Origin of the sequence: Paraburkholderia bryophila (assembly GCF_003269035.1) — a bacterium.
GTDB classification, from domain to species: domain Bacteria; phylum Pseudomonadota; class Gammaproteobacteria; order Burkholderiales; family Burkholderiaceae; genus Paraburkholderia; species Paraburkholderia bryophila.
The window spans coordinates 651,630-676,796 of record NZ_QLTK01000002.1; the positions used below are offsets into that span (position 1 = coordinate 651,630).

Annotated in this window: 26 protein-coding genes, 2 tRNA genes and 1 pseudogene; 14 read left to right on the top strand and 15 right to left on the bottom strand. The window is 57.6% G+C overall.

From position 1 onward, the window contains the following. Positions 1–50: 50 nt before the first annotated feature. From BX591_RS36850 to BX591_RS06580, 3 genes are all read right to left on the bottom strand, one after another. A complete protein-coding gene (locus BX591_RS36850) occupies positions 51–266 on the bottom strand; it encodes a hypothetical protein (protein WP_111929927.1) in 216 nt (71 codons plus the stop codon). 99 nt (positions 267–365) lie between these two features. Then, positions 366–734: a hypothetical protein gene (locus BX591_RS06575; RefSeq protein WP_111929850.1), complete on the bottom strand. Its 369-nt coding sequence runs from the start codon at positions 732–734 to the stop codon at positions 366–368. Next, complete coding sequence (locus BX591_RS06580; protein WP_111929851.1) at positions 731–952, bottom strand: hypothetical protein; 222 nt, start codon at positions 950–952, stop codon at positions 731–733. The genes BX591_RS06575 and BX591_RS06580 overlap by 4 nt, the downstream gene beginning before the upstream one ends. A gap of 463 nt (positions 953–1,415) precedes the next feature. On the opposite strand from BX591_RS06580, the gene BX591_RS06585 reads away from it, so the two are divergent. Together BX591_RS06585 and BX591_RS06590 are read left to right on the top strand one after the other, a co-directional pair. Further along, entirely contained in the window at positions 1,416–3,029 is a 1,614-nt protein-coding gene (locus tag BX591_RS06585) for a gp53-like domain-containing protein (RefSeq protein WP_111929852.1), read from the top strand. Positions 3,030–3,155: 126 nt separating this feature from the next. Further along, the gene (locus tag BX591_RS06590; protein ID WP_146749730.1) at positions 3,156–3,410 is read left to right on the top strand and encodes a hypothetical protein; all 255 of its coding nucleotides are present in this window, start codon (positions 3,156–3,158) and stop codon (positions 3,408–3,410) included. Positions 3,411–3,451: 41 nt separating this feature from the next. On the opposite strand, the gene BX591_RS06595 is transcribed toward BX591_RS06590, so the two are convergent. After that, the gene (locus BX591_RS06595) at positions 3,452–4,081 is read right to left on the bottom strand and encodes a winged helix-turn-helix domain-containing protein (RefSeq protein ID WP_111929854.1); all 630 of its coding nucleotides are present in this window, start codon (positions 4,079–4,081) and stop codon (positions 3,452–3,454) included. A gap of 799 nt (positions 4,082–4,880) precedes the next feature. On the opposite strand from BX591_RS06595, the gene BX591_RS06605 reads away from it, so the two are divergent. Next, on the top strand, positions 4,881–5,300 hold the full coding sequence (locus BX591_RS06605; protein ID WP_146749731.1) for a hypothetical protein: 420 nt from the start codon (positions 4,881–4,883) through the stop codon (positions 5,298–5,300). A gap of 202 nt (positions 5,301–5,502) precedes the next feature. On the opposite strand, the gene BX591_RS06610 is transcribed toward BX591_RS06605, so the two are convergent. The 3 genes from BX591_RS06610 to BX591_RS36370 form a co-directional block, all read right to left on the bottom strand. Further along, a tRNA-Pro gene (locus tag BX591_RS06610) sits at positions 5,503–5,579 on the bottom strand. Between the two features lie 107 nt (positions 5,580–5,686). Beyond that, complete coding sequence (locus tag BX591_RS06615) at positions 5,687–5,845, bottom strand: DUF3309 family protein (RefSeq protein ID WP_091792618.1); 159 nt, start codon at positions 5,843–5,845, stop codon at positions 5,687–5,689. A 374-nt stretch (positions 5,846–6,219) separates the two neighbouring features. Next, positions 6,220–6,396, bottom strand: coding sequence for a hypothetical protein (locus BX591_RS36370; RefSeq protein ID WP_167444502.1), 177 nt, complete (start codon positions 6,394–6,396; stop codon positions 6,220–6,222). 198 nt (positions 6,397–6,594) lie between these two features. On the opposite strand from BX591_RS36370, the gene BX591_RS36375 reads away from it, so the two are divergent. Further along, a complete protein-coding gene (locus BX591_RS36375; RefSeq protein WP_167444503.1) occupies positions 6,595–6,765 on the top strand; it encodes a hypothetical protein in 171 nt (56 codons plus the stop codon). Between the two features lie 36 nt (positions 6,766–6,801). Here BX591_RS36375 and BX591_RS06620 read toward each other — a convergent pair whose 3' ends face one another. Continuing rightward, positions 6,802–8,166, bottom strand: a complete 1,365-nt coding sequence (locus BX591_RS06620) for an MATE family efflux transporter (protein ID WP_111929928.1) — start codon at positions 8,164–8,166, stop codon at positions 6,802–6,804. A gap of 98 nt (positions 8,167–8,264) precedes the next feature. Next, complete coding sequence (locus BX591_RS06625) at positions 8,265–8,573, bottom strand: DUF2288 domain-containing protein (RefSeq protein WP_111929856.1); 309 nt, start codon at positions 8,571–8,573, stop codon at positions 8,265–8,267. 109 nt (positions 8,574–8,682) lie between these two features. On the opposite strand from BX591_RS06625, the gene BX591_RS06630 reads away from it, so the two are divergent. Together BX591_RS06630 and BX591_RS36380 are read left to right on the top strand one after the other, a co-directional pair. After that, the gene (locus tag BX591_RS06630) at positions 8,683–9,429 is read left to right on the top strand and encodes a pentapeptide repeat-containing protein (protein WP_111929857.1); all 747 of its coding nucleotides are present in this window, start codon (positions 8,683–8,685) and stop codon (positions 9,427–9,429) included. A gap of 287 nt (positions 9,430–9,716) precedes the next feature. Then, positions 9,717–9,878, top strand: a complete 162-nt coding sequence (locus BX591_RS36380) for a hypothetical protein (protein WP_167444504.1) — start codon at positions 9,717–9,719, stop codon at positions 9,876–9,878. A gap of 231 nt (positions 9,879–10,109) precedes the next feature. On the opposite strand, the gene BX591_RS06635 is transcribed toward BX591_RS36380, so the two are convergent. The 3 genes from BX591_RS06635 to BX591_RS06650 form a co-directional block, all read right to left on the bottom strand. Further along, on the bottom strand, positions 10,110–10,427 hold the full coding sequence (locus BX591_RS06635; RefSeq protein ID WP_111929858.1) for a hypothetical protein: 318 nt from the start codon (positions 10,425–10,427) through the stop codon (positions 10,110–10,112). A 124-nt stretch (positions 10,428–10,551) separates the two neighbouring features. Further along, positions 10,552–11,271, bottom strand: coding sequence for a peptidoglycan DD-metalloendopeptidase family protein (locus BX591_RS06640; protein WP_111929859.1), 720 nt, complete (start codon positions 11,269–11,271; stop codon positions 10,552–10,554). 151 nt (positions 11,272–11,422) lie between these two features. Beyond that, positions 11,423–12,331: an aldose epimerase family protein gene (locus tag BX591_RS06650; protein WP_111929861.1), complete on the bottom strand. Its 909-nt coding sequence runs from the start codon at positions 12,329–12,331 to the stop codon at positions 11,423–11,425. 570 nt (positions 12,332–12,901) lie between these two features. On the opposite strand from BX591_RS06650, the gene BX591_RS06655 reads away from it, so the two are divergent. From BX591_RS06655 to BX591_RS36010, 5 genes are all read left to right on the top strand, one after another. Next, a complete protein-coding gene (locus BX591_RS06655) occupies positions 12,902–13,732 on the top strand; it encodes an undecaprenyl-diphosphate phosphatase (protein ID WP_111929862.1) in 831 nt (276 codons plus the stop codon). Positions 13,733–14,133: 401 nt separating this feature from the next. Beyond that, positions 14,134–14,210, top strand: a tRNA-Arg gene (locus BX591_RS06660). Positions 14,211–14,357: 147 nt separating this feature from the next. After that, positions 14,358–15,764, top strand: coding sequence for a tyrosine-type recombinase/integrase (locus BX591_RS06665; RefSeq protein WP_111929863.1), 1,407 nt, complete (start codon positions 14,358–14,360; stop codon positions 15,762–15,764). Continuing rightward, positions 15,761–19,255, top strand: a complete 3,495-nt coding sequence (locus tag BX591_RS36005) for a hypothetical protein (protein WP_146749732.1) — start codon at positions 15,761–15,763, stop codon at positions 19,253–19,255. Before BX591_RS06665 ends, BX591_RS36005 begins: the two co-directional genes overlap by 4 nt. Beyond that, a complete protein-coding gene (locus BX591_RS36010; protein ID WP_146749733.1) occupies positions 19,248–19,913 on the top strand; it encodes a hypothetical protein in 666 nt (221 codons plus the stop codon). The genes BX591_RS36005 and BX591_RS36010 overlap by 8 nt, the downstream gene beginning before the upstream one ends. Before the next feature lie 166 nt (positions 19,914–20,079). Here BX591_RS36010 and BX591_RS06675 read toward each other — a convergent pair whose 3' ends face one another. The 3 genes from BX591_RS06675 to BX591_RS06685 are packed head-to-tail and all read right to left on the bottom strand — an operon-like array spanning position 20,080 to position 21,886. Continuing rightward, on the bottom strand, positions 20,080–20,913 hold the full coding sequence (locus BX591_RS06675) for an ImmA/IrrE family metallo-endopeptidase (RefSeq protein WP_111929865.1): 834 nt from the start codon (positions 20,911–20,913) through the stop codon (positions 20,080–20,082). Then, positions 20,910–21,299 carry a hypothetical protein gene (locus tag BX591_RS06680; protein WP_111929866.1) on the bottom strand — a complete coding sequence of 130 codons (390 nt, stop codon included), beginning with the start codon at positions 21,297–21,299 and terminating at the stop codon, positions 20,910–20,912. Before BX591_RS06680 ends, BX591_RS06675 begins: the two co-directional genes overlap by 4 nt. Continuing rightward, on the bottom strand, positions 21,296–21,886 hold the full coding sequence (locus BX591_RS06685) for a hypothetical protein (RefSeq protein WP_111929867.1): 591 nt from the start codon (positions 21,884–21,886) through the stop codon (positions 21,296–21,298). Before BX591_RS06685 ends, BX591_RS06680 begins: the two co-directional genes overlap by 4 nt. 162 nt (positions 21,887–22,048) lie before the next feature. On the opposite strand from BX591_RS06685, the gene BX591_RS06690 reads away from it, so the two are divergent. The 3 genes and pseudogenes from BX591_RS06690 to BX591_RS37305 all read left to right on the top strand — a co-directional run. After that, on the top strand, positions 22,049–22,990 hold the full coding sequence (locus BX591_RS06690) for a hypothetical protein (RefSeq protein ID WP_167444505.1): 942 nt from the start codon (positions 22,049–22,051) through the stop codon (positions 22,988–22,990). Between the two features lie 249 nt (positions 22,991–23,239). Continuing rightward, complete coding sequence (locus tag BX591_RS06695; protein WP_111929869.1) at positions 23,240–24,397, top strand: ComEC/Rec2 family competence protein; 1,158 nt, start codon at positions 23,240–23,242, stop codon at positions 24,395–24,397. Between the two features lie 13 nt (positions 24,398–24,410). Next, positions 24,411–24,839, top strand: a pseudogene (locus BX591_RS37305) (hypothetical protein); the annotation flags it as partial. Between the last annotated feature and the right edge of the window lie 328 nt (positions 24,840–25,167).

The window sequence follows — 25,167 nt, forward strand, 5'->3', positions numbered from 1 at the left end:
CTTGGCTGCCTAGGTGCGCTTATGGTCTTGTAACGGCTAAGGGAGTATGCCTAACGCCCGCGCCCACCGCCGTGGTCGCCATGTCCGCCGTGTTCTCCCCAACCACCTCCGATTCCAATACCCAGGTCGATCGAGGGTGCGGCGTAGTAGCCGGGACCGTAGCCATACGCCGGGGCCGGTTCATATCCGTAGCCAGGCCCTGCCGGGGCGACTACACAGCCGGCGAGAGCGGCGACCAATGCAAGTGCGCTAGCTATTCTGATCATCATATTCCCTTGGGGTTATGCACATTGGGAATGGCGCAATATCTGATCCCGAGCCGTAAGACGATAGTCGGGCGGCTAGGTGGTAGCTCCGAGATTCCTTCAGGGGGTGCCACGCAACTGCGTTCTGCAGGCCGTATAGATTCCGCGCGCGATCGGCGACCGATAGTCGAGTCGCCAGCCGTGAGTGAAGAGTTTGGCGAGCAAATCGGGGTCGGCGAATTGAGGGATGTCCACAAAGCTCCAAGCTACTTTCTCGGACAGCGCGCCGAGCCGCACACGATCCTCCCAGCTAGCATCAGCGCCGTTGCCTCCGAGCCAGATCCGCGTCGACTCGACGAGGTGATCAGTGCGCAGCCATGCACCGGTGCGCGCTCGAGCTATGAGCTGCGCCACCACCAGGTAAGTTAGAAGCTCGGCGCGCGCTTCGGCGTCAAGATTGCCCCGCTCAGGATGGCGACTGATCGTCAATTCTGGCGCATCCGCGACGCATCTTCGAAAACACCCGTAGCTAAAGCATGAAGCCGCAGCAAGGCGTCGCGTATGGCGTGCAGTTCGTTCCTGGCGTCGATGGCTACGGCGGCGTCAATCATGTCGACGCAGGCTTCCATGGCCCGTCCGCAGCCATCATCTATGGCACGTGCAGCTTCATATCGCTCAGAAGCGGATTTTCGGGTCTGATCGTCCATATTTTCCCACCTCAGTATCGAGCACGGTCCTGCACGAATAGTACTGCGAGTCGGTTTTAGTCCTCCAATAGATAACCGAAGTTCTTGTTGAGTGAACGACGGGCATTTGTAACCGCCGCTAGACACCTGAGAACAGGTGACGCGAGACGGGCAAACCGGTACGGCTTTGGACGATGTCCCTTGCGGGCGGTACATGCCTACGACATTCCCCTTCCGGAAAAAAATATAAACCACGAATCAAGGTGAAGTCGGCGAGAATCCGAGCGAACGCACTCCAATGATTATGCTATTTGCGTAAAACAAGTTGGTATGCACGGCGGCGCATTTGCCGCTTTCATCGGGTTGTAGGCGCAGTGAATGATGTCGCAATAAATGTCGTTGTAGCAGGGACGAAGAAGCGGAATGCGAACGATGTAATTCGATTCTCACCACATAAACGCACAGCCATATCTACGAGGACTTTATGAAAAAGTTTATTCTCGCGGCGCTTTGGGCATGGGCACCGCTGATGGCACTCGCTCAAACAGGGACCAATCCAACCGTACCCACCAACGCAGCTCTCCAGGCCTTGTCTACAGTCACGACAAGCACAGTGACTCGGTTGGGGTTCAACACAGCCGGCGACGTCCCGGCGCTGACCTATCTGGCCTCATCAAGCGCATGCTCGCTCAATTCTGGTGCTGGGGACAATGGTAGCCAGGTGAAGAGTGCCAACGGCCTCTGCTGGATCGCTAACTTTCCGGCTGGACCGCTCGACGTGCGCGAATGGGGAGTAGTAGCAAATGGAGCGACGACGGACAACACGAGCGCATTGCAGGCCGCGTGGACCTATGGCGGAACAGTCAACAATGACATCCTCCTGCCGCCTTCGGACTCGACAAACTACGTCAAGTTTTCCCAACTGACCGCTCCCGTCGGCAACGCGGGAACGCCCGCGAGCGGTCAAGGGCCACTATCTGCTATTCGCGGCCGCGGTGTCGGGCAGACCGTGCTGGAAAGTACGGTGACTGGCTCAAACTGTGCGATTACTTTTAATGCTCCCACGACGACGTACACGAATGCTGCGTCAAACCGGGCATTGAGCGACTTCCAGCTGATTTCGTCGGCGTCCTCCGGTACGGGTATTTGCCTGAACCAGATCACCGGTATGGAACTCGCGAATTTCAATGTCCAGCAATTTGCGATGGGTCTTGTGGCAAATGACGCTATAAAAATAAGACTGGACAATCCTCAGTTTCTGGGAAATGCAACGGCGATTAATGCCGGAACAACTGGTGTTTCAAACCCAAATCAATGGGTCATCATCAATCCCTACGTCAATTCTCAGAGTGCGACTTCTTTCCTGTTCAAGAACGGCGCTGACATTGACATTTACGGTGGTGATTTCGAGGACAACAATACTACTAACTCGAGCGGCAATGCCACGATTGAGATGTACGGAAATCCCCTTCAAGGCAGGAAAGGGTTGTCTGTTTTCGGCGGGTACTATGAACTCAACGGCGGGTCCGCCGATTTTCTCTTCGTCCAACTCGCCAGCGATGGTAGCGGATCGCATTCGATCAATGGTGTGGAGCAAGCGCGCATCAGCAATACCACATTCGTCAAGAGCGCGATAGAGTTGGTTAACAATTACGGCGGGAGTGGTCAAACTAACATCGATGTAAGGGGAAGCGCGTTCTGGAGTAGCTCACCGTACACGCCGAACGCATCTACTCCCTATATCAAGATTTCGGCGCCGTCTACGGCTAACTACCACATCACTGGATATGATTCGAATTATTTCCAGAAAAACGTCGAAGCCCCCGAAATCTGCCCCATCAACACTGCGTGCATGAACTTGCCTGACGGGCACATCGAAGAATGGGGGCAAGTCACGTCAGGCTCAACCGGTACTGGCTTTCCGGTTGCCGTGACGTGGCCGCTTGCATGCCCGAACGCCGTCGATTCGGTGGCAACGTTTGCCGTCAATGCGGGTGGCCCGTACACCACCGGCGTCGGCGTCGAGACCACGACCGGTACGACGCTGTATGCTGGTGCCGCGGGCGTGGCAATCGGTTGGCGTATGCTCTGCCATTAGCGCTCAGATTCTAGGCTGTGTCGCGCGACGATGAACTGCGCCGCGACCGGGGGAGAGCGGCTCCGCCCGGACACCGGGCGCCACAGCTGGATAGAATGGGGCATCGCGCAACCGCCGGGGAACGTAATGAGCAAAAAGGGCGCAGAGTTTGTGAGCTCGACGGTCAGCCCGGGTGGGGAGTCAGCCGGTGCCTTCGATGCGGCCTGCGCTCACGTAAGGGATGCGACGCAGGCGCGCTGCGCTGTCGTCGTCGTCATCGGCGGAGAGTCTGGTTCGGGCTATTCGGTGATGGGGCCGCTCGATGCTCAGATTCTATTGCCGGACATTCTGGAGCGGATGGCCAAGACATTGCGCCAGCAACTCAGCAAGAATTTGCAGTAGCCTCGGCGCCGGCGCCAGGTTCGTCGAAAGCCTGCGTCTCTTCAATTGCTCATCCTCGTCAGTAGGTGCGCCAAGCCCAGTTCGGTGACGATCTGCCAGACATAGCGTCGGGAATATCGCACGCCAAATCTCCGCTCGATGATGGTGGTGAGGCGTGGAGTCGTCCAGCGATCAGCGTCGAAGTCATGGAGCCGCGGCGAGTGGCGCATGGCCGCAGCGATCCAGGCAAGAGCATCGTCATCGAGTACGCCGGGCGCTCTTTGCATCGGAGCTTTGAACGACCGCATCCGATCGTGCACGCCGAGGTCGATGGTCAATTGCCTCACGTAGACAATCGAAAAGCGTACGCTGAACTGACGTTCAATGACCATCTGCAATTTTGCGTTTGTCCACTGATCGACGTCGAAACCGTGGCGCCGCGGAGACCCGCGAACAGTCTTGGTGATCCACGCGCGCGCCTGATCATCCAATGCGGAGCGCCGTCCGCCTACGCTGATTTTCTCGAATGCCTCAATGCCGTCTGCATCGAGAATGGCTTTATACCGCCGGATCGTATTGACGGAGATGTCGACTGTACGTGCCACGCTGTCCATGCTTTGCCCCGCCGCAAGGAGTTGTGCCGCGCGGAGCCGTTTCGAGGCGAACGGTGTCAGCTTCGGATTTCGACTCATAGCCTGTGCACATGACTGGATGGCCTATTTTTTCACAAGGTGTCCAGCTGGAGAACACGCAAAAACGACCACTTCCTGCGGCGACCATCCGCGCACCCCATGCGACTGCATCTCGACTTGGCGCATCCGCTTCCTCGAGCCGCGGCAGTACTCGTCCGCGCGCTTCGGACTTGTCGCCTAAATCTCGCCCCACGGCGTCATACCGCCGCGGACCTGTGTCGTGGCCGTGTTGTGCCCGTCGCCGGCTGGCGTCACTATCCGAAAACCTTCCGTGGGATCGGTGCATCGAGCGTTACGACCGGGCGCATACGTTTTTATATTGTGATCCGCCGTACTGGCAGACCGAGGGCTATGGCGTCCCGTTTGCGTTTGAGGAATACACCCGCATGGCCTCGCTGATGCGCTCAATGAAGGGCAAGGCAATGGTCAGCATCAACGACCACGCGGACATCCGGCGGGCGTTAGAAGGCTTCCCCATGCTTAGAGTCGACATTAAGTATGCGGTCAGTAACACGAACGGCGGTCATTCGACCAGCCGAGAGCTTGTGATTACGAACTGGGAGCCGGGAACCCAGACGGACGGGCTGTTCTGGGCCAGAGGTAGAATGTTCCGGGGCGCGGACCAGGCCCCGCAAACAATGACGTCGGGGGCTTAATGAGTGATATAGCTGCTGCAGTGGTGGGAGCCAGTGCGGTCCTCGTAGTAGCGTACGGCACGAACTTTCTCGCGGAAGAGTACCGACGCTTTCTCGACGCAAAAGCTCTAGCTAGTGCGCTTTGTGGCGAACTGAGAGCCCACATGAGCCACGTTCCAACGATTAAGGACGTTTTTCCCAAAGTGAAAGGCGCTGGTCCGGATGGCAGACCTAAGTATTTGCCGCAAATTGACCCTCCGACTAGTCCACTTTTCGATGCCAACGTCACTAAGCTCGGGCTCTTAGGCGAGCCGCTCGCGGGAGAGGTTGCGTTTGCATATGAGATCCTCCGCGCCTTTCGAGGATTGCAAGGTAGCCTTCTTCGTGAGCAGCGAGATTTGACCGTCGACCAGTTCGACGCTCGCATTCAAACTGCGCTAGATCTCATCGTGCGCAACGAGCAGCAAGGTCTAGAATTGATAGCTGCGCTGACGATCTTCGCGGCGCGTCGCTTTTGGATCTCTCCAGCGACGTGGCTATCGCTATATAGAAACCCCCCTGGCAACGTCCGCCCGCGTTTATGACAAGCCATCCGCTGAATTAGGAGGGGCGGCGGGTGCCAAAAGGCAGCGCGAAACGGTGCCGATTCGCGCGCGACGCTACATTAATTTTGAGCAGTCCGGTCCGACCCGCATGCATGGACCGAATCCGGTTACACAGCGGTTACACAGTGGTCTAAAAAAGAAAAAGGGTTACAGGCCGAAGCGTGTAACCCTTTGATTCTATTGGTCGGAGCGAAAGGATTCGAACCTTCGACCCTCTGATCCCAAATCAGATGCGCTACCAGGCTGCGCTACGCTCCGACGAAGGCAGGATTCTAAGTGGCATTGGGTGTCAGAGTCAATGCCCGATTGGCGTCGGGCTGAAACGAGCGTGCTGAGGGGCCAGAAACCGGCCCAAGGACGTAGCCTTATATGCGGCCCATCAGCAGCAGCACGATCACGATGATTAGCACGACACCGACCAATCCGGTCGGGCGATAGCCCCAGCCGCTGCTGTACGGCCAACTCGGCAATGCACCGATCAGCAGCAGGATGAGCACGATAAGCAGGATGGTTCCGATGGTCATTCGAGTTCTCCCTGTCGGGCCCTCGGGATGGCTGGGCCGCATAGTCCGGATGGTTCGGCGCATCAGCGCCGGGACAGTCGACGCGTGGTGCGCGTCCCTTGCAGGGAGCAGTTCAGCAAGGCATGTGCCTAGTGTGTCTGACGTTCCGGCGGGCGGACGAAGAGGGGACGCAACGTGACCAGCAGGATTTCACGCGCGCGCATCGGAACTGAACGCACTCGGCGTTGCGATGCATCCAGATCGACGTAAGTAAGACGAGAAGAGAAGAACGCGTGACGCACTAGGCGCGACACCGTCGCAACCGCGAGTGCAGTCAGTCAGCCAATGCGTCAACGCGTCAACACGTCAGACAGAAACAAAGCGCAACCAACATCTCAATGTCGACGCCGCATCCAGTGCGGCCTGTGCGCGTGCGCATGAGCCCAATGATGCAGCATGCCTTCGCCGTCGTGTTCGCGCCGGTAGGTTCTCGATTCGAAAATGGACAGTGCGAGCAGCACGAGCAGGCCTATTGCGAGTCCGACCAGACCCGCGATCGATTCAGCGTCCATGGCAGTCTCCTATGACATGCGGCCGTGTCTTTATAGTAGGTCACGCATCGCAAAATGGGAGGGCTGGCGCGTGGGTTGCGGCGTCGTCGGAACCGCTTTGCAGGTAGACTCTCGGCGCGCCGGACGGCGGCCGGATTTTCACCGTCGCCGCTTGCCGGGTTGCCGTTACTTCATTCCGATTCGAGAGACTACTGCCTCATGATCCGCGTTCCGATGATTGCACTGCTGCTGGTAGCCGGCCTTGCCGGCTGCGCGAACGATCCGTCCGGCCATCACGGCGGGCCGCCGCCGCAAGACCCGGCGGACTACCACGGCGTGCCGACCGACAACCGTCCGCCCGCGATGGTGCCCGCACCGCTTACGCCTTAAGCGGGAGCGGCGTTCAGGGGCGCGCCTATTTCGAGTTCAAGCCGTAACCGGGGGCGGTGACACCGCGCGCAGCATCGCAGGTAAATACCGCGCCAGCGTGATGCCGCGTGCGGCCATGAAGATCGACATCGCGGCCCATAAGCCGTGATTGCCGTGCCAGGCCAGCAGCGCGTAGGACGCGGCCAAGAACACCGCGAACGACACCACCATCGACATCATCAGCGCCCGCGTGCGGGTCGCGCCGATGAACACGCCGTCGAGCAGAAAACCCCACACCGAAATCACCGGCATGAGGGCGGCCCACGGCAGGTAAGTTTCGGCAGCCGCGCGCACCGTGGCCTGATCGGTCAAACGTTCGACGATCCAGCTCCCCGCCCCCCAATACACCAGCGAAAAACCGACTGCGCCGAGCGCTGACCACAGCGCTGTCACCTTGATCGCAGTCGTGACGGCATGCCGGTCGCGCGCACCGATCGCCGCGCCGACCAATGCTTCGGCGGCGTGCGCGAAGCCGTCGAGTCCATACGCCATGAAGGTCTGAAAATTGAGCAGCAGCGCGTTGGCGGCGAGCGTGGCGTCGCCCTGAGCGGCGCCCAGATGCGCGAACCAGCCGAATGACGACAGCAGGCATAGCGTGCGTACGAAGATATCGCGATTGAGCACGACCAGACGCTTGAGCGCCGCCGCGTCGAACAGCGCGGCGCGGTTCAACGCGGGCAAGCCGCGCGGCCTGCCGTGCCACAGCAGCGCCGCGCCGAGGACGAAGCCGAGGGCGTCAGCGGTCGCGGTGGCCGCGCCGATCCCGGCTACGCCCCAGCCGAAACCGTACACGTAGAGCAGCACCGCGCCGATGTTCACGCTATTGATAAACACCTGCGACAGCAGCGCGAGCCGCACCCGCTGGCTACCGAGCAGCCAGCCGAGCACGACGTAGTTGCCGAGCGCGAACGGCGCGGCCCAGATGCGCGCGTGGCAATAGAGTTGCGCGTGGCGCTGCACAGCGTCACTGCCGCCCAGCGCGCGCAACGCGTAATCGATTAGTGGTGCTTGCAGCAACAGCACTAGTGCGCCGATCGCGGCCGCCAGCAACAGCGCGCGGACCACGTCGTTGCGCAGCGCGGCCTGGTTGCCCGCGCCGTGCGCTTGCGCGACGAGGCCGGTGGTGCCCATACGCAAAAAGCCGAAACCCCAGAACACGAAGCTGAAGAACAGTCCGCCGAGCGCCACGCCGCCCAGGTACGAAGCACCGTCCAGATGGCCGGCGACGGCGGTATCGACCGCACCGAGGATCGGTTGCGTCAGATTCGCGAGAACGATGGGGAAGGCCAGCGTCAGCACACGGCGGTGCCAGTGGACCGGAACGGCGGGCGTCGGGGCGCTCGCGTGCGGCCGTGCGGGAATTTCGTTCGACGTAGCCACCCGCGCGGGCGCCGTCGGATCCAGTTCCGAAGAAACTGCCTCCGGGGCGCGCGGCAAGGCCGCCTGCTTCGCGCCGTCGCTCAACTGCGTTCCTGCACGCACACCCACGGCGAGACCACCACCGCCCACAAATCCGGGTCGCGCGCGGCGAAATCGGCGGCGGTTTCCGCCTGCACGCGCTCGACCAGCCCAGCGGACAACCATTGCGTGACCTGGGTGGTGTCGTCGCTCGCAATCGCTTCGGCGACGCTCACCAGATCGAGGTCGCGCGCGACGCGCAGCAGGATGCCGCGCGCAAAAAAGCGTTCGAGTTCGGACCAGCCGATTTTGGCGGTCTCGGCGAGCAGCGTGGCGTAGAGCGGGCTGTGGGTGGCGTCGTTGGAAGTCATCGTAAGGCGGGGTTTGACGGGGTCGTCACTATAAACCATCGGCGTAAGCCGCCAGGGCGGCACGCGTTCCGGTACGCTTTGGGTCTCTCGAATCCGATTCTGAACCTTCATGTCACTCGACTCAACGGCGCCGTCGACCGGCGCGCCAACGCAAGCGCAAGAGGTGAGCGACGCCACGCTGACGCGTGCCGAAGTGGAACAACTGATCGCGGCCAATCACGCCGCTAGCCCCGCCGCAGGCCGCGCGCCGCTGCGTTTCACCGACTGCGATTTCGAAGGCGCCGATCTGTCGCGCCTCGATCTGCGCGGCGCCGAATTCGAGCGCTGCACGATCGTCGAGACGTCGTTCTTCGGTGCGGCGCTGTCGCATACCCGCTGGATCCGTTGCCGCGGCCGCCAGGCCGATTTCGGCTCCACCGATCTGGTCGACGCCGCGTTCCAGTCCAGCGATCTGAACAACACCAGCTGGCGGCGCGCCAAGCTTGCGTCGGCGTCGTTTCGCGGCTGCAAGCTGACGGGCGCCAACTTCGAGGCGTGCGCGGCGCTGGGTTTGAGTTTCGTCGAAACTCTGCTGGTCGGGGCGCACTTGCGCGGGCTGTCGTTTCGCAAAACCACGCTGCAGCAACTGGATTTCTCCGACGCCGATCTCGCGGGCGTCGATTTTCGCGAGGCGATCTTCGACGGCGGCAGTCTCAAAGACGCGAATCTCAAAGGCGCGCGCTTTGACGGCGCGGATCTGCGCGACGCGGACCTGAGCGGCGTGCGTCTGGTCGACGCGGCGCTGTTCAAAGGCGCGACGATTTCGCATCGCCAGGCCGCGGTGCTGATCACGGAGCTAGGTTTGCGGGTGTTGTGAGCACGCTTTCAGGCCGGTCGAATTGGCCATTCGGCCAGCTTGAAGGATGGCATATCTCTGCATATCATTGCACTCAACCCGTAGATAATGTCAGCCGATTTTAAAATAACAATTCGTCGGGGGATTTAAAGTTATTTGATGATTTCGCCATTCGCGAATTTTCATGTGATGAATTAAATTCGCTTTATTCGAATGCGTCGAATATCGGTTAATACATCGGGATGGTGCGCTGGCGCACTAAAGCCAGGTGGCGAGCCGTATGGCGGGATTACGCCTGGTGCGTTAGCTTGAATCGGACAATCGCCATTCTTCAGGCTTTTTCGCGCGATTCCGGCGAGAGTCCGGTGCGCGCCACTGGGCGGGCTGTTGGTGAATTTAGTCGCACAATATCCAAAGCATTTCGCGCCGCAATTGAAGGCGAAATGATCCTGTTTATTTCCGACATTTAAGGTTCACGTTATGCGGAATCCGTGCGTCGTGTCACATTGAAGACGAAATTAATAGATTGCACTAGTAAAGACGGGTTGTTAGATTTCGTTCTGGCGCATGGTGAACCGGTCCTTTGCCGATATGCGCCGAACCCCCGTTAGCCCGGCCTCGTGCCGGGCTTTTTTTTAACGGGATTCACGCGGGTCATAGCGGCTTCATAGCGCCTTTACGCGCGCCGCCATTCAGATCGCTTACTGTTTGCAGCGAACCACCATCGAGCGGTTTTTTACATTGGCGCCGAAAATCCCGCCGATCGTGCCGCCGGAGGTGGCGCCGTTGTCGACGTCTTTCGAGACGACGTCGTAGCCGTAGTTGCCGCAGACTTCACCTGCGCGCTTGTAGCACTCGGCCCAACTGGAGCTTGCGTCGCTGCCGCTGCAGTTGATCGCGAAGCCGGTGTCGCCGCTCGGCAGATAGGTCATGGTGGTGGTGCTCGAGCAGCCGCCGAGGCTCAACAGGCCGAGACCGATCGCCGCGACCGTCGCGACGGACGCTAATGCGCTCTTCATGGCAAATTCCTTACAGATAACGGAGGAGGACGCGGCGCGAAGCCACGTCGTGTGTCGGTTTGGGCGTTTTAAAGCGCGCCGGGTTCCCCGAGCCCGGTTGCAGATAGCGTGCCCGGTCGCGCGCTTACCGGGGCGGCAACGAGCGCGCCGGGTCGATCGAGCGGCCCTGATAGCGCAGTTCGAAATGCAGCATGACGCGGTCGGTATCGGTGTCGCCCATCTCGGCGATCTTCTCGCCGCGCGTGACCGACTGGCCTTCCTTCACCATCAGCGCCCGATTGTGCGCGTAGGCGGTCAGGTACTCGGCGTTGTGCTTGATGATCAGCAGGTTGCCGTAACCGCGCAAGCCGTTGCCGGCATACACCACGGTGCCAGGCGCGGCGGCGATCACCGGCGTGCCGGCCGCCGCCGAAATGTCGATACCCTTCGAGTTATTGCCGTCGAAGCGCCGGATCACCGTGCCGTCGGCCGGCCAGACCAGCGAAATGTTCGAGGCCGGTGCCGCGGACGGCGCGCTATCCGCCGCAGCCGGGGCCGGTGCGGCGCGCGGCGTGGCCGAAGCGCTGCCGGCGCCGCTGCTGCGGACCGCGCCGCTCGTCGAAGCGCCACCTGGCGGCACGACGCGCAGCACCTGGCCGACTTCGATACTGTCCGGGTTGTTCAGGTTGTTCCAGCGCACGATGCTTTGCACCGATTGCCGGTTACTACGCGCGATCTTCGACAGCGTATCGCCCCGTTCGACCCGGTAAAAGCCCGGCGCCACCGGCGCCGACCCGCATGCGGCGACGAGCGCCAGCAACGACGCGCAGGCGAGTCGTTTCATCATTCTTGTTGTTCCCAGCATTGGACCTCGCAAAGCGCTGCCGCGCGCCGATCCCGATCACGTGGCAGGTGGATACAAAAGCGTCCGATTCTAACGGTTTTGCGCTGCACCATCGGAAAACGGCTGGCGCGGTGGCGGTGGGCCGCGCGCAGGGGCCAGTGAAACGAGCCGGTCAGCGCAGCTTGCCGACGCTGATGCGCAGCGTCGCGATTTCGGTCTGACCGGACTCCAGCCAGCGCAAGCCCATACCGTTGTGGATCGCGTCCGGCAGTCCGAGCCACGGTTCGACGCAGTAAAAGTCCGAGTCCGCGGCTTCGGTCCATGTGGTCACGGCGTACCAGGGCACCGAACCCGGGCGCTGCAGGTCGATCGTGACGACGCGGTTCAGACCCGGCGCGACGAGGCGCACCGGTTGGTCCGGCGTGCCGTCCAGACAATGGAAGCGGTCGAGAATGCGCGCCTCGTCGAGCGTGTAACGGGATTCGCCCGGCTCGAACGCGCTGATCGAGCCGTCGTCCTGTTGATGGCAGCGCTGGGTGTGCGGCAGTTCCAGCGACGTCTCGCCGCGCTGCGTGTGCGGCAGCGTGAAATAGAAGTGATGACCGGCGTAGTAGGGTAGACGCGCGTCGCCGGTATTGGTGGTGGTGAATGTCACCTCCAGCGTATGGGCGTCGATCAGGGTGTACGCGGCTTCGAAACGGAAGCCGAACGGATAGCCACCGCGCGTCGCCGCGCTGTCGGCGAGGACCATGCGCAGGCCGGCGCCATGCACGTCGGCGTGCGCTTCGAACGGCAGGTCACGAGCGAAGCCGTGCATCGGCAGTTCGCGGACCGTGCCTGCGGCGTCGCGCCAATAGCCGATCTTGCCGTCCACCCGATGCCGCCCGAGGAACGGAAACAGCAACGGATTGCCGCCGCGAATTCTCGCCGGCTGGCTCCAGTCGGCATGCTCGGGCCAGTGAATCACGGCTTCACCGTCGACGGTCCAGGACATCAGACGGCCGCCGGCTTGCGGCGCGAAACGGAGCACGGAGGCGTCCTGGGCGATCTCGAGAATGTCCTGCTGCGGGGAAAGAGGCATGGTCGATGGCGGATTCGATAAAGGGTTGAGGGCGGATTGAACGTGGCGGGGACTGCGCCGCGCTCATACGCGATGAGCATGGAAAGCGCCTCGCGGCGCCGCCCGAGAGGATGATTTTGCGCTGCTTTGCGCTACGGGGAAACCCTTCTCGGGAAATTGCGGGTGTCGCGCAAGGGCCATCCTTGCCGATAATCGTCTGACTGTCCGGTCATTTCTGGCTGCCGGACGCGACCGGCTCAGGAGGCACGATGGATCTCGCAATGGCAATGGGTGTGGCGCTGTTCGGCATGTTCGCGGCGAGCACGGTCTACTTCTTTTATAAGCTCGAGCGCTAGGTCCGCGCCCCGCGATTCTCGGTATCGCCGGGTCGCCGTCGCGCGAGGCCCGTGTCTTTTGCCACCGCGTAACAAGGGTTTCAAGTTGTGACGCGGTGCGTCAATCTTTCCCCGAATGCGGTGCAAACGCTTGGCGCTGACATTGCAGCCAGGCATAATCGGTGCGCTTTCGACGCGCCGGCTTTTTCCTTGATCGGCGCGCTGTCCCTGACTTTTACCTTACAAGGACCGCCGCGTGAACTTGTCGTTTCTGATTTTCCTGAGCGTGCTGCAAGGCGTCACCGAACTGTTTCCGGTGAGCAGCCTCGGCCATACGCTGCTCGTGCCTGCGTTGTTCGGTATGCATATCGACAAGCACGCGCCGCAGTTGCTGCCGTTCCTCGTCGCCTTGCACCTCGGGACTGCGTTCGCGCTGCTGTGGTATTTCCGTAAGCGCTGGTGCGCGCTGGTGCGCGGCTTCCTCGCATCGTTCGGCGGACGTCGCAACGACGACGCGCACATGATGTGGGCGCTCATCATCGGCACGATTCCGGCGGGGCTGGTCGGGCTGCTGCTGGAAAAACACCTCGAGCGGATTTTTCACGATCTGCGGATCGTGGCGATTGCCTTGATGGTCAACGGCGTGCTGCTGTGGTTCGGCGATCGTCTGCAGCGTTCACGCGCGCATCGGGCGCCGGAGAAGCTGACGTTCCGCCAGGCGTTTTTTGTCGGCCTCGCGCAGATCGGCGCGTTGATTCCGGGTTTCTCGCGCAGCGGCCTGACGATGATCGCCGGCAACGCGGCTGGACTGACCGCCGAGAAGTCCGCCGAGTTCTCGTTCCTGCTCGGCACGCCGATCATTTTCGCGGCCGGCGTGCTCGAATTGCCGAAGCTGTTCCACGCGCCGGATCAACTGGCGGACGCGCTGCTGGGCGGCGTGCTGACCGCGATCGCCGCGTATCTGAGCGTGCGTTTCCTGATGCGCTATTTCGAAGGCCGCGGACGTCTGGCTTCGTTCGGTGTGTATTGCGTGATTGCCGGCGCGCTGTTCCTCGGCTGGTTCCTGCTGCATCCGCAACCGGTTTGATGATGTTCGTGATGCCCGCCGCCGCGTGCTGGCGGGTGGGGACCGATCGGTTATAATCCGGGCCCGGTTGCGATTGCTGCCGGGCCCGTTTTGTTTTATGACGTGACGGCGCTGTTCCGGCTGATTCTCGCCGCAGCGCGCGGCGTGAGATTTCCGGTCTCCGGCGGCGTCAGTTAGAATTTCGGTTGTCCACGAACCCTGCGGCAACGTTCAGCGCAGGTTCCAGAACCCGAGAGCGGGTTGTCATTGCAGGCGATGCCAACGGTACGTTGGTGTAGCATCGCCTCTCTTCATTACGGCAGTAGCTCAGCTGGATAGAGCATCGGCCTTCTAAGCCGAGGGTGGGGGGTTCTTATGGGATGCTTCACCAGTTGCATGTTGTGGATGCGTGGTTTCACGAACCGCCCTTAGCTCAGACGGATAGAGCAACGGCCTTCTAAGCCGTAGGTCACACGTTCGAATCGTGTAGGGCGGGCCAATTTCCCCATAAAATCAATCACATATGGGATTTGGTCCTCTTGTTTTTTTTCTTCTCCAAAGTTTGTCAATTTGAAATGTGCGGTGCCGCACAGATTTGTCCTTAGGCAATGCTAATTTGGCTCCAAGTGCATGTTTGGAGTACCCGATGCTTCATCACGTTACGCTGATAGAGCCGATACACGGGAAGCTGCCTTGGCGGCTGGTCGGGCCGGAGGGCAAATATCTCGGAGTATTCGAAGTTTTCGCCCGCTCTCTAATCCGGAAGCACAGCAGCAATACGCGTAAAGTCTACTGTCGCTCTGTCGCCTACTTCATCGACTATCTCCTTGAATTCATCCGAATCATGCAGGCCAAAGGGCACTGCGCGACGCAATCCGATATCTTGGATGCCATCGATGCTTACGACGAATACCTTGTTACGGGGGGCGCGTCCGGAAGCGAAATTGCTGCGTTGGTGAGCCAGAGCAGACCGTCCAGTCACGTGAGTCCAAAAACGTCGGCGGTTGCACATGCAGCCATCCGCAAATTCCTAAAATTATCAGAACGACTTCGTGGCGAGCTTCTCGAATTATCGAGGGCTCAAGTCATACAGCTAGACGTCTCCGCAAGCCCAGACCCTTTTGTCCCTAGCCAAGGACGGCTGCCAATTCCTTCGGCGCAGCGAGCGGCGATAGCTTCCAACTCGATGCTCGCGAGCGTAGTTGCGGGAGGGCCGAAGCTCATTGACGCAACATTGCTGCCGACATCAGGCGGCGAATATGTCTACGATGACTCTCGAGCCTTCCCCTTCGATAGGATACTGGATTTCCTCCAGTGCTTGCCAACCCATCGAGATAAAGCTCTTTATGCATTGGTAGCGGGAACTGGCTGCAGGATTCACGAGGCGATACAGATTCTTTTTGAAGATATCGATGTCGAAAATCGTGAAATAAAATTGAAAAGTCCCTCTCAAAGAAGAAACCACGCAAGCTACCTGTACCTTTCACAGGCTCAGAGAGATTTACTATGCTGGAAGGGAAGGGCGACATCAGAGACATTTTTCATTGAACCATTCGCATCGATTTTCTTTGAGGAGCTTGAACGATATCTCGCGACTGAATATATCGCCCACGGGCGACATAGTTTCGTTTTTCAGAGCGATTCCGGTGCCGATGTCGGCGAGGCTTACTTTTTATCAGACGCAAGCTATCGAAGAACAATTTTTAAGCGAACTGTCGCAGCCGCGGGTATCCCGATTGCCTTAGCTGGCCCGCACTCTTTGAGGCATGCTTACGGGATTTATTTGTTGAACTACTTCCCTTGCAGAAATGGAGAACATGGTCTGAGTCTCGCTGTCGTGCAACAGATTATGGGGCATAAATGCGAGAAATATACGCGAGTATATGCGCGCTATGATAAAGATTTGTTAAGGCAGGAGCTTGAATATGCGAATGCGTTGGTTTACTGCGGTGGCATGCCTCATTCTTTATTAGAAATGAAGTTGCAAGCATTGCACTCGCAGGTCAGCAAACTTGAGGCTCAAATAGCCAACGACAAAAAACGGATGCAATGATAAATCCCTATCGTCAAGAACCTGTTTTTCTCCAGCACGGGAAGCGATTGCACAGAAATGTCCGCCGAGCTCTTTATGAGGCAGCAGATACACTGCTCGATAAATATCAATTAAACGACATCGACCTTGCGGAAGTTACAACGAAAGCGTACCCGATGGGTGGCTTTCCAAAATTTATCTTATATAAAACCTTAGCGAGGGAGGATGTAAGGTTCGGAGTCGAATATGTGCAAAATGCTTTTGATATCGCAATGGGCGGAACATTTGACGTAACGCCGGAGCAATTTTATAAATTCACACTTGCGCCCTCGGAAGGTGAGTTTGCCTATAAGCGAACATACGCCGCGCGGATGAAGAAAGGGGCTTGCCTGTTTCTCCTTTCGTTGCATAGACAGAAATGCATTGTGCTCCCTTTTTCTTTTGATTGGCCAAGTATAGGCGAGGAAGGGCGGCGGCTAGAGATTGGGTCTGAGTTATGTTCGAGCCTGCTGTCATTTATACGGACCTTAAATTCACAATCTGACGAACTCCCGCACCCAGCATTTGCCTCGATTTCGAACGGTAGGAAGGGGCGCGAGTATTTTCTCTCCTATGGTACTAAGCTTTTACTTGCGACCGGTTGGCACAGACCGCAGGACGCAAATGTAGAAGAGCTTATGGAACTTAAGGAAAAGGGCGAACATGCGGGGAATTTTGGTGTCTTCACTGCGCCACCTTACCGTATGTTGATTGATGTTCTCGGGAAAAGGTTTGGGAGCGATTTCGGAATTTCGGTATCCGACTGGTCGGATAAATTGAGCGACCGTAGGCAGAAAATGGTTCCCGTCGAAGGAAATGTTGCGAAGAAAAGCAAAGGAGCGCAATATTCAAAAATAAAAAAATCCAGCGCATTCTCAAATGTTCCGAAACGAAGCCGTCCTCGCCCCCTGCGCTCAGCCGTAGACCCTAAAATACTTGAGCGATTTTGCGGCCGAGATGACATTGACGTTATCGAAGAGGCACTCCGGATGCAACCCATCGCTAACGCAAGCTTGGAAATCTTGGAGAAAACGACAACCCTCCCAGGCCTCAACTGTAACATTAAAGAATTTTCTAAGACGTGGGTTATCCTAGAAAGAGTCTTTTTAGAAAAAATTCGCACGGAATCTACAGGAGAGCTTCGAAGGGCAATTGGATGGCTGAATATTTATTTATTTTGGTATCTTCCTTATTGGTTTGAAAGACATCCTGAAGCTAAATTTGAATTTCCTGATGAGCCGAAAAAGCTTGCGGCAAGTGTGTTTATTAGCCGACTTTTGAGCGTCGCTGAGTCAATGCCATTAACTTTCTTTGAGTTGATGGACACTATGCGGGATAACCGTGAGTGGGTAAATAACTCCTACTATGGAACATTAATTCAGCTTGAAAGATTTTTTGAATTCTTAGAGAACAACGCAGACAGATTGCCGGGGTGCGCAGGGTTCAAGCAGCCTCTGCCTAGAGAAGATTTCCCACCCACTTCCCGTTATGCAAATTCAAACAAGCCGCCTATCCCTTCGATTTTGTTTGGGACATTGTTGTCCTATACAGAGGCGATTCAGGCACATCTTTATGTGATTTTGGAGCGGTTGTTGTCGGGCGAGTTGAATGGTGCTGTTTTGCGGCGATGCATCCGTCGTCGCACCATTCTGGACACATTCGAGTTGGCAGAATTGTTTGGTATTTCAATACCTGTGCTTTTCGTTAATGGGAAGGCGATACCCCTGCGCTTTATTCCAGACTGTTTGGCGCTAAGCAATTTTAGAGTTAAAGTGGGGGGTAAAGCGGATTACTGCTTACTGCCGCAACCGCATGCGCTGAATCAGATAATTGTTGCACTTTATACTGGGTTGAGGCATAACCATATTCAATGGTTGGATGTCGATACGTTTGACAGATTGGTAAATGTCAGCCATGGTGACTTCACTTTGCTTTATGTCAATACCGATAAGACGATGGCCGGCGCATGGACTCCACACGTAAATATTGAGGTCATTGAAGTTCTCAGGGCTCAGCGTTCATGGCGTAAGTTGATTGATGAACCGGGATTTAACGATGGAATTTTCTATAATAACAATCAAAATACTAAATGGGAGAAAATCGTACCTCTATTTTCCTCTTATCGTGATGGTAGGCCGCATAACGACAGTCGCTACGAAACCGTGTGGAAGTCGCTAATGGCTGGGCTACACGGTATGTTGCCGGAATTGGGAGTAAACGGACTTGTGAAGTTATGTGAACTGGTGCCTCCGAATGTAGGGTTCAACAATCCGAATATAAAGGAACGGAGGCTGAGTTATGGCCAATTTTGCGATGACAATAGGGCAACTGTATGCGAACTTGGTCTCGCGACAAATATAACGCCGCATAGCTCGAGAATTTCTGTTGTTTCGCAAAATGTACAATTTTTGCCCGCGGAGCTGATTGGCAAAGCCATAACGGGTCAAAAAAGAACATCGGTCTTCTATTATACGAAAATCGAACCATCATTTCTGGAAGATGCTCGCGTACACCAAGCAATGGCCCTTCGAAAGAAAGGTTTCAGCAGCGGACCGCTAGGCGTAGAAGGTCACCAGCGACCGGGTAGCCCAAACTTCATTGACGCCGGGGCAGTAAATTCCCGGCTAGCGGAAAGCCTTCGAGAGAACCTGGAGGAAACGTTGATTTCATATGGCTGTATGAGCCTAACCATCAACGAAAATGGAAAAAATGGTCTCGACGTCCTCCGCGAGACTAACGCTGCAAATGCGGTAGAAAACAAGACAGAAATCTGTCCGTTTGGAAATGTTTGTCCGCCGGACGTGATAAAACGTTGGAGAGGCATTGGTCGATGCGGCTTATGCGAATACGCAGTTCGGTCGATTGACCATGCACCGGCGGTATCAGCTAAAGTCCATTCGATGCAGGAAGAACTAGATTCACTGACTGAAAAGTTGGTGGGTGCTATGAAGACGGACCCACCAACGTATAGCGCTGGTGAATTAGACGAGCTGGAAGCAGAGCGCCTTCGAGTAGGCGAGGAACTTGCTGGTTGGAAGGTAAATGAGGAGCTCCTATATACGATATATGAGAAAGTAAAATCGGGTGAAGAAACCCGGCGATGGATTGTGCAAAAACCGGAAATTATTACTCGACAACTAAAAAGAGTGCAGTCGCCATCCAACCTCACTTCCTATACATTACTGCGATTGGATGAATGCGTTGCATATCCGACTCTTGATAATCCAGTTATTCGAGCACGATTTGATATTCTTCGGCGTACGCTGCTTGCACTCGGCGGCCGGGCCAGTGAGGCGTTTTCAATGCAAACTTGCGTCGCGCCGGCCGCAGAGTGCGCTGGGCTGATTCGCACGCTGGTGGAGGCGAACTCGCTTACCATTGAGTCGTTGGATGCAATTATAAATGGAGCGTTGCCGGAAAGTGCAATGCCGGTACGCCTTGGTCTTGTCGGTAAGGGCGATAGCCATGAATAATAATATAAACACCTTTAAAAAGTTTCAAGATGACAATCAGGATGCCAGGGCGAAAATAATTCAAAATTATCTCCATCTCGCAAAAAAAAGAAAACTTGGATTTCCTCATGTGACGGCCCTGGCAGAGGCACTAGCAGAGCATCTCTCAATCGCGGAGGGAAAGCCCTGCAGCAAATCAACATTGCTGAGAAATCAAAAATACAAGGTAAAGTTGGTGGGGTTTATGGCGGTAGCTAATATCACGAACCATAAAAATGGAAAAGGTGACGGATTCTCCGGGAGGCCTGAAGTCGAGAATTTCAAAGAGCGGTTAGAAATTACCAATCTTCGGCGTGAAAACGAGCGACTGAAAATTCTGTATCAGGAGACTGAACGGAGGAAAGAAGAGGAACGCAATCGAGAAAGTGAAGTCTTGTTGACGGGCGGTGATGCGGAACGCCGGTCCATCGAGGAGTTGCAGAATCGGCACGCGCTGACGTGTCAGGCGCTCCATGCATTGTTGACGTATATCGAAGACTTCGTTTTAGTCGATGCTGATGGCGAGAGATTTATAGACCGGGCGAAATTGCGAAACAACGTAATAGTTGAGCACCGTTTGGCGTCGCCATTTTTTGATTGGCTTCGGGCTCACCGGGGCATTCTGGGTGGCAAAAGCTAGGTGTGCGCCCAGACGAAGGCGTGGAATGTCAACGCGTGACCAGGTAGCATTCCCCTAGAGAGGCTCGTCTTTGACGAGCTGGTCCGACCCGCCCGATGACCGGTAGAAGGCGGATACTGGGAAGAGGGCCTAGGTCGCGCGGTCGGGTCTTCTTTTGTTGCCTGCCTTAACGAGACCGCCTGCCAAAGCTCGGGTTATCTTGATAACGCCCTTCGGACCTGCGCTCGAAGGGTGACTCAAACATCTCGGTATCGCTGAGATACAGCATCACCAGAATTTCTCCCGGGCGACTTGGCATCGCGTTTTCGTGCACTTCGAAGCTCTCCGCGTCATCGTTTGAGAACCACGCTGCTGCTTCCTGCTTTCCGGAACACTGCTTTGACTCGACACCATTCACGATGTCGTAGGCAAAGCTGTCTTCGTGAAGCGTTTGTACAAGCCGCCACCGTCTCGGAACATGAGGGGCAAACGCGCGCCAGCGAATTCCGCGTCCGTCATAGCAGGCGACGATTATAGGCAAGGAGTCGACTTCAGCCATGCGGATGATGGCAGCTGCGACGCTGACTTCGAATGCCTGGGCAACCTCCCCGATGTGCTTGAAGGTTGGAATCTTCGTTCCCGACCGGATGGCAGGGTCGAACAGATAGCGCGGCATCAGCAAGTGGGCTGCGTAGCTATCAGCTTCCTTCTCTAGCGTCGCGTCCGACGCCAGGTTTGCGCTTTGGTCATCGACGCGGCAGCGGAACGACTTCCCGCGGTGCATAATCCAATGCCCGAGTTCATGTGACGCGGAAAATCTCTCTCGCCCGCGGTTCCCTGACGGCCGGATGGTTGCGATTGCCTGGTTGTTGACTCCTACGAGTGTTGCCTCACAGCCGTCAAGCTGTTCATATCGAACGTCCATTCCGGCGTCGCACGCGATGGCTTCAACGTCAAGCTCCGACGGGGACGAGATGCCAAACTCGGCGATAAGTGCCTCGGCGCGCTGGCCGGGGGTCATTTGTTACCTCCTTGTCCATCTTGGAGCTGCTTGAGCTGGGCGTAAAGCCGTCGAGTGTCGGCTTCCGACATCTCGCTGAGCTGGCGAGCGGCGAGGGTGACTTGACCATCGTTCGCTGCGTCGCGTATATAGGCCTTCATTTCATCTAGCGACGCCGACGACTGTGCGGCTACAGGCTCATCTTGTTTCTGAAGACGTGCTTTTGCTGCGGCCAATCGTTTGCGCCCGGCATCCTGATTCGCGGCCGCAATACGGTTGGCTGCTCTCTGTTTCACCGCGTCTATATCCTGGCCTTCGAGGATTTCCTCGTCGGGCATCGACATCAGCTCGTACGTGTACGACTCGAGAAAGCTCGACGAGAACTGGGGCTTGCGCGATGCGCTCATCCGTTCCTCCTTTCGTCTTCCATCGTTTCAAGCTTCCGGATTAGCCGCTTACGGGCGGCCTCGTATTGATTCTTGTCCATTTGAAGTGCTCCGGCAGCTTCTTTGCCGCGTCTACCCGCAGCCCATTCCCATGCGACCAGTGCTGCCTCCACATCATCTGCGAGCAGCATCTCCACCCGGGCCGCTTGCTCGGCATCGGATGTCGCGACCTCGGGGCTGAGAGTCTGAACCGGCTCGACGTTACGGACGAGCAGTTCGGTCGCATCCATGACGTCACTGCTCTCGACAACAGCGTTTGCGTCGATTGGACCGTTCGCTTCACGCTTCCGAGCGTTACTGGCCATGCTGTCCAGCACGGATGCAATAGCCGGAACGGCCGTGTATCCGCGGTGCCAGACTCGCTCCCCGCCGAGGAGCTTTGCGCAAGCTTCCTGCAGCAGGTCCTCATGCGATGCGGCACCCATCCCGGCGTACGCTCGTTTGGCAATCCGTTCGACGCGGACCCAATCGGCCGGCGACATATTCTCCAGTTCCTGCTTGACCTCCGCCGGACTCAGGCGGTCGTCACTGTCGAGGGCTTCTCTCATAGCTCCCGAACTCCCGTTATTAGTAAAGACTCTCCGGGCGCGCTCTACGGACGCCGCGAAAAAATTTTTGTTGTGACGTCCGTGCCGCCTCTCTGAAGAGTCTTACTGAGTATGGGCGAAGCATTTGGCGCTTCGCCGCTCCCGATGAGCGAGGACAATCCGATGATAGTAGAACGCAAGACGCGCGACATCAATCGTTACCTGTCGCATCTCCCCGAAGGCAAAAAATACTACCTCGGCGTGCGCGTGCGCCCCGAGCATGTTCGCCGTCTGGCGACTCTGGGCTTTTCGAGCCCGCTGGTCGTCGGCGAACGCCTGCTGCCGCCGGCGCGCGGCGCGGCGAGCCGTCGAAACGCCAATGGCTTCGACATTGTTCATCGCGACCAGCCGAAAGAGACTGCGTACCGCCAGATTAGTTGGACTTATACGCAGCGGCACGGCGACCGTGAGGTCGAGGTGACCGAGGTCAAGGATGTTCGGTACTACCGCTATCCGCGCACGAAGGTTCTGCCGTACTCCATCGAGGTCGTTGTCTCGGCTGACCCCGGCGGCGCGCACTGCATGGTGGCCGGTCCGTTCGAACGTACGGATGCGCAGACCGCCGCTGCGACGAACACGGCGAACATGCTCGTCGAGCAGTTCGGCTCGTTTGAGGTGCTCGATACGTCGATGAGCCCGTCGGTGGATGTGCGGATGCGCCGCCTCAATTGGAAGCTCTTGCCGTCTGGCAAGAACCCGTGGAAGTCGGCGTGGCCGTCGCTCGAGACCGTCATCGAAAAGAGCCGCGGCAAGAGCCGCGAAGTGGTCGCGGCGCGCTTCAATGAAGTTGGCAAATACGCCCCGGAATTTATCGCCGTCGGTTTGGGGGGATTCGACGACTACGTCGTATTCGGGTTCCCGCGCACGGGTATCTGCATCCTGGAAAGCCGGTTCACCAACAACGCCACTTACGTGCTCGCTCATGCGAACTGGGAAATCGTCTCGCAGATGACGAAAGCGCAAATTCTGTCTGCCTCGGCGCACGACGCGCGATTGATTCACGACCGCAAGTGGTTCGACGCCTTGGCGGAAATTCTGGCTCGCCCCGCTGCAAGCGCTGCGTAATTGAATGCGTGCGCCGCTCGCGCCGGGACTGTCTGGAAACGGTCGAATTGACCGAAGCAGGTGGCGCGCATGGCAATATTTCTTTCAAATGATAGAAATATTGCGATGAAGCACAAGATGTTGTGTTTGAAATAGTAAATTATCGATATGTTGTGGTATTTGGTAATATGATTTGAACATGTTAGGCGGTAAAAGTTGCCGTCAATTGGTTGGCGGCGTTTTCGCGCACTTCTTTGAGGGATGTCACCCATGGCAACGCCAGAAATCACCTTTTTCCCCGTGGGCAATGGGGACATGACGCTCATCAAATTATCCAGTGGCCGGACGATTCTTATCGACATCAACATCCGGCAACCAGGCGACGGCGTGCGCGACGTACTTAAGGATTTGCGCGAGAAACTGGCCGTTGACGAGGAAGGACGCCCGTACGTGGACGTGATGGTGCTGAGCCATCCGGACCAGGACCACTGCCGCGGCCTGCGCGAGCACTTTTACCTTGGCCCGCTGATGAACTACCCGACGAGAGGCGAGCCGTCAAAAATCGTTATTCGAGAGATGTGGTCTTCTCCGCTGGTGTTCCGCCGCGCCTCGAAGTACCACACCCTGAGCGATGACGCGCGCGCTTGGAATGCAGAAGCAAAGCGTCGTGTTGCACTGTTCCGCGAAGAGGGTGAGTTGGAGGATGGCGACCGCATCTTGATTATGGGCGAGGACACGGACGGCAAGACCGACGATATTCTCGACATCGTCGTGAAGACCGACGAGCGCATCACTACCGTGGCCGGCAAGGAGCAGGATAACTTCAGCGCGTTGCTCCTGGCGCCGATGCCTGCTGACGACGAGCACGATGCCGATGAACTCTCGAAGAACGAGTCGAGCATCATCATCAACTATTCCATCGGCACGGGAGCGGTCGCGGACGCCGTGAAATTCCTGTCGGGCGGCGATGCAGAGGTGTACATCTGGGAGAAGCAGTGGAAACGCCACAAGGATGACACGACGGCGCTCGAGTACGACTTGCTGTCGACGCCTCACCATTGCTCGTGGCACACGCTCTCGTGGCACAGCTGGAGCAAGAAAAAGGAAGAGGCTGAAGTGTCTTCCGACGCGCGCAAAGCGCTGTCGCAGACGCGCGCGGGCGCTTACATCGTCGCCAGTAGCAATCTGATTCTCAACGACGACAATGACCCTCCTTGCATCCGCGCAAAGCGTGAGTACGAAGCTATCGCGAAAGAGGCTTCGGGCAAGTTTGTGAACACCTCCGCCCATCCCAACGAGAAGAATCCCGAGCCGATGGTGTTCGAAGTCACGTCGGGTGGCGTCAAGGCGAAATGGAAGGTTGCGGCGACCCCTGCAGCGGCTGGTGCCGCCGCAGCGTTCGGCTCGAAGCCCTTGTCGCACGGCTAAGACTGAGGTCGCCATGAACGCTCTGCTGCAGGGTGCAATCCAGCTGCTCGAGGCGCATCCTGCGGTCGAGTCGGTAAAGGTCGAAGAAACGTCTGGCGGTGGCGCAAACGTCTACGCGACGTTTCTCGTTGACCTGCCGTCGCGCTGGGCCGCCGCGGGCGCAAGTCCGAATGGTGTTCGAGCGCGAGAGGAAGTGCTCGTCGAGTTTCCGTCCGATTTCCCGGATATCGCACCGCGATTCACGTTGCGTGAGGATTTTCCGGACGCGTTGCCGCATATCTATCTGCACAAGCGCGGAGGTCGGGTGCCCCCGTGCATTACGTTCGGCGACAAGCTTGATGTAATGCATTCAGATGGGTTCTTTCGCCTTGTCGACCAGATGTCGGATTGGCTCAACAAAGCTGCGGTCGATGAGCTGGCCATCAATGAAAAGGGCTGGGAACCGAGCCGAAGGGAAGTCGGCTTCAACTTTGTCGAAATGGACCCAGCAGAACATTTCGTCAAGCCACCGTTTGGCGGGTGGCGCTTGTTCATATGCATGACGTGCTGGAGCAAAGACGGCCGCTGGTCGATAGCGCGTGACCCTCAGCTTAAGTCTCCGGTAGGTGACCCGGGCTTCATGCATGAGTGGCTGAAGACGCTCGGGATGAACGAAAGGGCATTCTGCGGGCGTGTACCTTTGGTTTTCTGCTGGCCGCAATCCGTTCCTGGTGAGCAGCCCGCTGTTCATGAGCGATACAAGGCCGATACGGTCACGACGTTCGCGGAGC

Coding starts and splice junctions, on each gene's coding strand:
- BX591_RS36850 (WP_111929927.1), bottom strand. CDS start 266: ATGATCAGAATAGCTAGCGCACTTGCATTGGTCGCCGCTCTCGCCGGC.
- BX591_RS06580 (WP_111929851.1), bottom strand. CDS start 952: ATGGACGATCAGACCCGAAAATCCGCTTCTGAGCGATATGAAGCTGCA.
- BX591_RS06665 (WP_111929863.1), top strand. CDS start 14,358: ATGCTTCATCACGTTACGCTGATAGAGCCGATACACGGGAAGCTGCCT.
- BX591_RS36370 (WP_167444502.1), bottom strand. CDS start 6,396: ATGGACGCTGAATCGATCGCGGGTCTGGTCGGACTCGCAATAGGCCTG.
- BX591_RS06615 (WP_091792618.1), bottom strand. CDS start 5,845: ATGACCATCGGAACCATCCTGCTTATCGTGCTCATCCTGCTGCTGATC.
- BX591_RS06675 (WP_111929865.1), bottom strand. CDS start 20,913: ATGACCCCCGGCCAGCGCGCCGAGGCACTTATCGCCGAGTTTGGCATC.
- BX591_RS06630 (WP_111929857.1), top strand. CDS start 8,683: ATGTCACTCGACTCAACGGCGCCGTCGACCGGCGCGCCAACGCAAGCG.
- BX591_RS06650 (WP_111929861.1), bottom strand. CDS start 12,331: ATGCCTCTTTCCCCGCAGCAGGACATTCTCGAGATCGCCCAGGACGCC.
- BX591_RS06690 (WP_167444505.1), top strand. CDS start 22,049: ATGATAGTAGAACGCAAGACGCGCGACATCAATCGTTACCTGTCGCAT.
- BX591_RS06695 (WP_111929869.1), top strand. CDS start 23,240: ATGGCAACGCCAGAAATCACCTTTTTCCCCGTGGGCAATGGGGACATG.
- BX591_RS36005 (WP_146749732.1), top strand. CDS start 15,761: ATGATAAATCCCTATCGTCAAGAACCTGTTTTTCTCCAGCACGGGAAG.
- BX591_RS36375 (WP_167444503.1), top strand. CDS start 6,595: ATGATCCGCGTTCCGATGATTGCACTGCTGCTGGTAGCCGGCCTTGCC.
- BX591_RS06640 (WP_111929859.1), bottom strand. CDS start 11,271: ATGCTGGGAACAACAAGAATGATGAAACGACTCGCCTGCGCGTCGTTG.
- BX591_RS06635 (WP_111929858.1), bottom strand. CDS start 10,427: ATGAAGAGCGCATTAGCGTCCGTCGCGACGGTCGCGGCGATCGGTCTC.
- BX591_RS36010 (WP_146749733.1), top strand. CDS start 19,248: ATGAATAATAATATAAACACCTTTAAAAAGTTTCAAGATGACAATCAG.
- BX591_RS06605 (WP_146749731.1), top strand. CDS start 4,881: ATGAGCCACGTTCCAACGATTAAGGACGTTTTTCCCAAAGTGAAAGGC.
- BX591_RS06680 (WP_111929866.1), bottom strand. CDS start 21,299: ATGAGCGCATCGCGCAAGCCCCAGTTCTCGTCGAGCTTTCTCGAGTCG.
- BX591_RS06685 (WP_111929867.1), bottom strand. CDS start 21,886: ATGAGAGAAGCCCTCGACAGTGACGACCGCCTGAGTCCGGCGGAGGTC.
- BX591_RS06625 (WP_111929856.1), bottom strand. CDS start 8,573: ATGACTTCCAACGACGCCACCCACAGCCCGCTCTACGCCACGCTGCTC.
- BX591_RS06590 (WP_146749730.1), top strand. CDS start 3,156: ATGAGCAAAAAGGGCGCAGAGTTTGTGAGCTCGACGGTCAGCCCGGGT.
- BX591_RS06595 (WP_111929854.1), bottom strand. CDS start 4,081: ATGAGTCGAAATCCGAAGCTGACACCGTTCGCCTCGAAACGGCTCCGC.
- BX591_RS06585 (WP_111929852.1), top strand. CDS start 1,416: ATGAAAAAGTTTATTCTCGCGGCGCTTTGGGCATGGGCACCGCTGATG.